Genomic DNA, 3873 nt, shown 5'->3' with positions numbered 1-3873 from the left:
GCTCAATCTGACAGAGCTCGCCAGCTATATTCACAAAGACAACGCGCGCTCGATCGCTTTGGCCGAACGCCTTGGCGCGGTGCGTACTGTTCATGACGGCGACATGCTTGCCTTCCTTCATAAAAGCGAGGCCGCGTAATGCCCACGAAACGCATCCCAATTCTGGAAACCAAACGCCTAAGCCTTCGCGGGCCAGAAGCCGCCGACTATCCGGACTTCAAAGCGACGTTTTCCAGCTATCGTTCACGCTTTATGGGCGGTCCGCTAAATGCCTATGAGGCATGGATGCTCTATGCTGCTGAAATCGGGCATTGGGAAATTCGCGGCTTTGGCATGTGGATGATCCATGACCGTGAAACGGACAAAACGCTAGGTATGGCCGGCGGTTGGCAGCCTGCGAAATGGCCAGAGCGCGAGATTGCCTGGATCATCTGGCCTGAAGTTGCAGGTCACGGTTATGCGCTAGAGGCCACACATGCGGTGCGCCGGCACTACTATGACGTTAAAGGTTGGGAGGGTGCAGTGTCCTACATTGATCCCAAGAACCTTGATTCCATTCGCCTTGCCGAACGCCTTGGCGCGGTCAAAGACAAAACCGCAACAACGATTGATGGCAATGACGCGGTTTATCGTCATCCAAGCCCTGAAAAGCTGCGCTCTAGCCAGATCGCACATGGGATAGAAATGGAAATCGCGAATTACGCAAATCCGCTCTTCAAACCTAAGGGGATGCCCATTGACTGATGCTGTGACACGCGCCGCCGCCGTGCTGAAAGAGCACCGCGAAAGCATTGACCGTCTTGATGCAATCCTCGTCTACACGCTGGGCGAGCGGTTCAAACACACCCAAGCCGTAGGAAAGCTAAAGGCAGAACATGATCTGCCGCCAAGCGATCCTACCCGCGAAGCCACGCAAATCGCGCGGCTGGAAGACCTTGCAAACCGGGCTGATCTGGATCCCGAATTTGCTAAGAAATTCCTCAATTTCATTATTGAGGAAGTTATCCACCACCACAAACGACACCAGACATAAGAGCAAGATTTTTGCTCGTACTGACGCCATTATAGGAGAAACACACCATGGCTATGAAAATTCGTCTCGCACGCGGCGGTTCCAAGAAACGCCCGTTCTACCGTATCGTTGCTGCGGATTCCCGCATGCCACGCGATGGTCGCTACATCGAAAAGCTGGGCACATATAACCCACTGCTTCCTAAAGACAGCGAAGATCGCGTGAAAATGGACGTTGAGCGCATCCAGTACTGGCTTGGCGAGGGCGCACAGACAACGGATCGTGTATCACGCATGCTCGAAGCGGCTGGCCTGATCGAAAAGAAAGACCGTGCAAACCTGAAGAAGGGTACGCCAGGTAAAAAAGCGACAGACCGCGCAGAAGAAAAAGCGTCTAAAGCTGCTGCCGCAGCTGAAGCTGCCGCAGCACCGGCAGAAGCACCTGTTGAAGAAGCAGCTGCAGAAGAAAGCGCAGAGTAATCTGCCCTTTGGCTTTGATATGAAAGGCGGCGCAACACGCGCCGTCTTTTGCTTTTCTATATAAGGCCTTTTGTTATGTTCCGTTTGATACGTCTTCCGATTATGTTTGGCGTTGCTTTTGTACTTGGGGTTTTTTCCGAGCGTAACGCTGCGCTGGATAAGTGCGTGGACGCGGGCGGAACAATGAAAAGCGGCATTTGCCGGGGAGTGTCTGAATGAGCGACGATCTGATTTGTGTAGGCACTATTGGCGGCGCTTTTGGGGTGCGCGGGGATGTGCGGCTCAAAAGCTTTTGCGCCGAACCCTCTGATATTGCCAACTACAGCCCCCTGTCACTTGAAGACGGACGCAGCTTTGTCGTGACGTTGCTAGGCCCCATGAAGTCCGGCTATTCGGCGCGGCTTTCAGGGGTTGCGAGCAAGGAAGACGCGGACGCCTTGAACGGTGAAAAACTATTTGCGCGCCGCGATCAATTGCCTGCGTTGCCAGATGACGAATACTATCATGCGGACCTTGAGGGGCTCGAAATTGTCGATACAGGTGGCAAGGTTCTGGGCACTGTCAAAAGCGTGCAAAACCATGGTGCGGGTGACTTGCTCGAGGTGATCGGCCCTGACATCAAGACGGCTGTTCTTTTGCCCTTTACGCTCGCGGCAGTTCCCACAGTGGACCTTGGTGCAAAGCGCATTGTTACAGACCCGCCCGAAGGGCTTTTTGAGTGAAATGAGCGACGCGCCGTTTCAAAGGCGCGATCATTTCCAAGCGCCAGGCTGCTGATCTGCTTGGCCAGCTTGGGCTAAAGGTAATATGACCATGACCGACAAACCACTGCGTTCACATGGCCGAAAGGCGATCCGCCCGACGTTCAAGCCGCGCGAGTTGATGACGCCGACGCCCGAACTGGCGGGCGTGTGGCGCGCGCAGATTATCACGCTGTTTCCCGACGCCTTTCCCGGCGTGCTCGGTGCCTCGCTGACGGGCAAAGCCTTGCAAGAAGGGCTTTGGCAGATGGAAACGATTGATCTGCGCCCTTTCGGGGAAACCAAACACCTGAATGTCGACGACACGCCCGCGGGGGGCGGCGCGGGCATGGTTCTGCGCGCCGATGTGCTGGGCAAAGCACTGGATAAAGCAGCGGAATCCGAACGCGGCAACTGGCCTGTTGTCTACCTTTCACCACGCGGAAAACGGTTGGATCAAGCGATGGCGCAGCGCTTTGCGCAGTGCGATGGGATCACCCTTTTGTGCGGGCGCTTTGAGGGCGTCGATGAACGCGTGATCGAGGAATACAACATCGAGGAAGTCTCGCTTGGTGACTTTATCCTCACAGGCGGCGAGATTGCAGCGCAGGCCTTGATTGATGCAACTGTGCGGCTTATACCGCGCGTGCTTGGGAACTATGATTCCACGCAGGACGAATCGTTCTCGCATGGGTTACTAGAGCATCCTCAGTATACGAAACCTGCGGTCTGGAAGGATCGCGCGATACCGGAAATACTTCAGTCCGGTCATCACGCGAAGATATCTGACTGGCGGCAGGCCATGGCCGAAAGGCTGACAAAAGAAAGACGACCTGACCTCTGGCGGGCTTGGTGTGCAGCGCACAACAGGGACCCGGATGAAGACCAAGAGCTCTGAGGACGCGTAAACCTTTGCGGATCAACCGCGAGCATATCATAGGAGATGAGACATGGATCTTATCGCACAACTGGAGGCCGAACAGGTCGCCGCACTCGGGAAAGACATTCCCGATTTCAAAGCCGGAGACACAATTCGTGTTGGCTATAAAGTAACCGAGGGCACGCGCTCTCGTGTTCAGAACTACGAAGGCGTGTGCATCGCGCGCAAGAACGGCAAAGGTGTTGCCGGTTCCTTTACAGTTCGCAAGATTTCCTTTGGTGAAGGCGTGGAACGTGTGTTCCCACTGCATTCCACCAACGTAGACAGCATCACAGTTGTGCGCCGTGGCCGTGTCCGCCGTGCCAAGCTGTACTATCTGCGCTCGCGTCGCGGTAAATCCGCACGTATCGCTGAAGATACAAACTACAAGCCACTCAAAGGCTAAGGAGCGCACCGATGAAAAACGATATTCACCCCGATTACCACATCATCAACGTAAAGATGACGGACGGTACGATCCACCAGATGAAATCCACATACGGCAAAGAGGGCGACCAGCTCGCGCTCGACATCGACCCGTCTGCGCACCCAGCATGGACTGGCGGCAGCTCGCGCTTGATGGATGCCGGTGGGCGTGTTTCCAAGTTCAAAAAGAAATACGAAGGTTTGGGCTTCTAAGCTTAGTACCCTTTGGATTTTACAGAAACGCCGTTCCTTTTGGGGCGGCGTTTTTCGTTGGGGGTTGTTCGCATTGTGCAAGTT

At 54.9% G+C, this 3873-nt stretch carries 7 protein-coding genes; all 7 read left to right on the top strand.

Annotation, left to right across the window (positions count from 1 at the left end):
- Positions 1 to 138 precede the first annotated feature (138 nt).
- A complete protein-coding gene (locus tag WBC85_RS15070) occupies positions 139 to 744 on the top strand; it encodes a GNAT family N-acetyltransferase (protein ID WP_424439042.1) in 606 nt (201 codons plus the stop codon).
- A complete protein-coding gene (locus WBC85_RS15065) occupies positions 737 to 1033 on the top strand; it encodes a chorismate mutase (RefSeq protein WP_424439039.1) in 297 nt (98 codons plus the stop codon). Before WBC85_RS15070 ends, WBC85_RS15065 begins: the two co-directional genes overlap by 8 nt.
- 47 nt (positions 1034 to 1080) lie before the next feature.
- Positions 1081 to 1491, top strand: a complete 411-nt coding sequence (gene rpsP / locus WBC85_RS15060; RefSeq protein ID WP_424439036.1) for a 30S ribosomal protein S16 — start codon at positions 1081 to 1083, stop codon at positions 1489 to 1491.
- A 215-nt stretch (positions 1492 to 1706) separates the two neighbouring features.
- Positions 1707 to 2213, top strand: coding sequence for a ribosome maturation factor RimM (gene rimM, locus WBC85_RS15055; RefSeq protein ID WP_424439033.1), 507 nt, complete (start codon positions 1707 to 1709; stop codon positions 2211 to 2213).
- Positions 2214 to 2304: 91 nt separating this feature from the next.
- Positions 2305 to 3129, top strand: a complete 825-nt coding sequence (gene trmD, locus WBC85_RS15050; protein ID WP_424439030.1) for a tRNA (guanosine(37)-N1)-methyltransferase TrmD — start codon at positions 2305 to 2307, stop codon at positions 3127 to 3129.
- Positions 3130 to 3181: 52 nt separating this feature from the next.
- Positions 3182 to 3556, top strand: a complete 375-nt coding sequence (gene rplS / locus WBC85_RS15045; RefSeq protein WP_424439027.1) for a 50S ribosomal protein L19 — start codon at positions 3182 to 3184, stop codon at positions 3554 to 3556.
- An 11-nt stretch (positions 3557 to 3567) separates the two neighbouring features.
- On the top strand, positions 3568 to 3789 hold the full coding sequence (rpmE, locus tag WBC85_RS15040) for a 50S ribosomal protein L31 (RefSeq protein ID WP_424439024.1): 222 nt from the start codon (positions 3568 to 3570) through the stop codon (positions 3787 to 3789).
- Positions 3790 to 3873: the final 84 nt, after the last annotated feature.

It is taken from the genome of Planktotalea sp. (genome assembly GCF_049680325.1).
GTDB lineage: Bacteria > Pseudomonadota > Alphaproteobacteria > Rhodobacterales > Rhodobacteraceae > Planktotalea.
The sequence above is the reverse complement of the archived record's forward strand: the minus strand, read 5'-3'. Positions and strand labels throughout refer to the sequence as shown.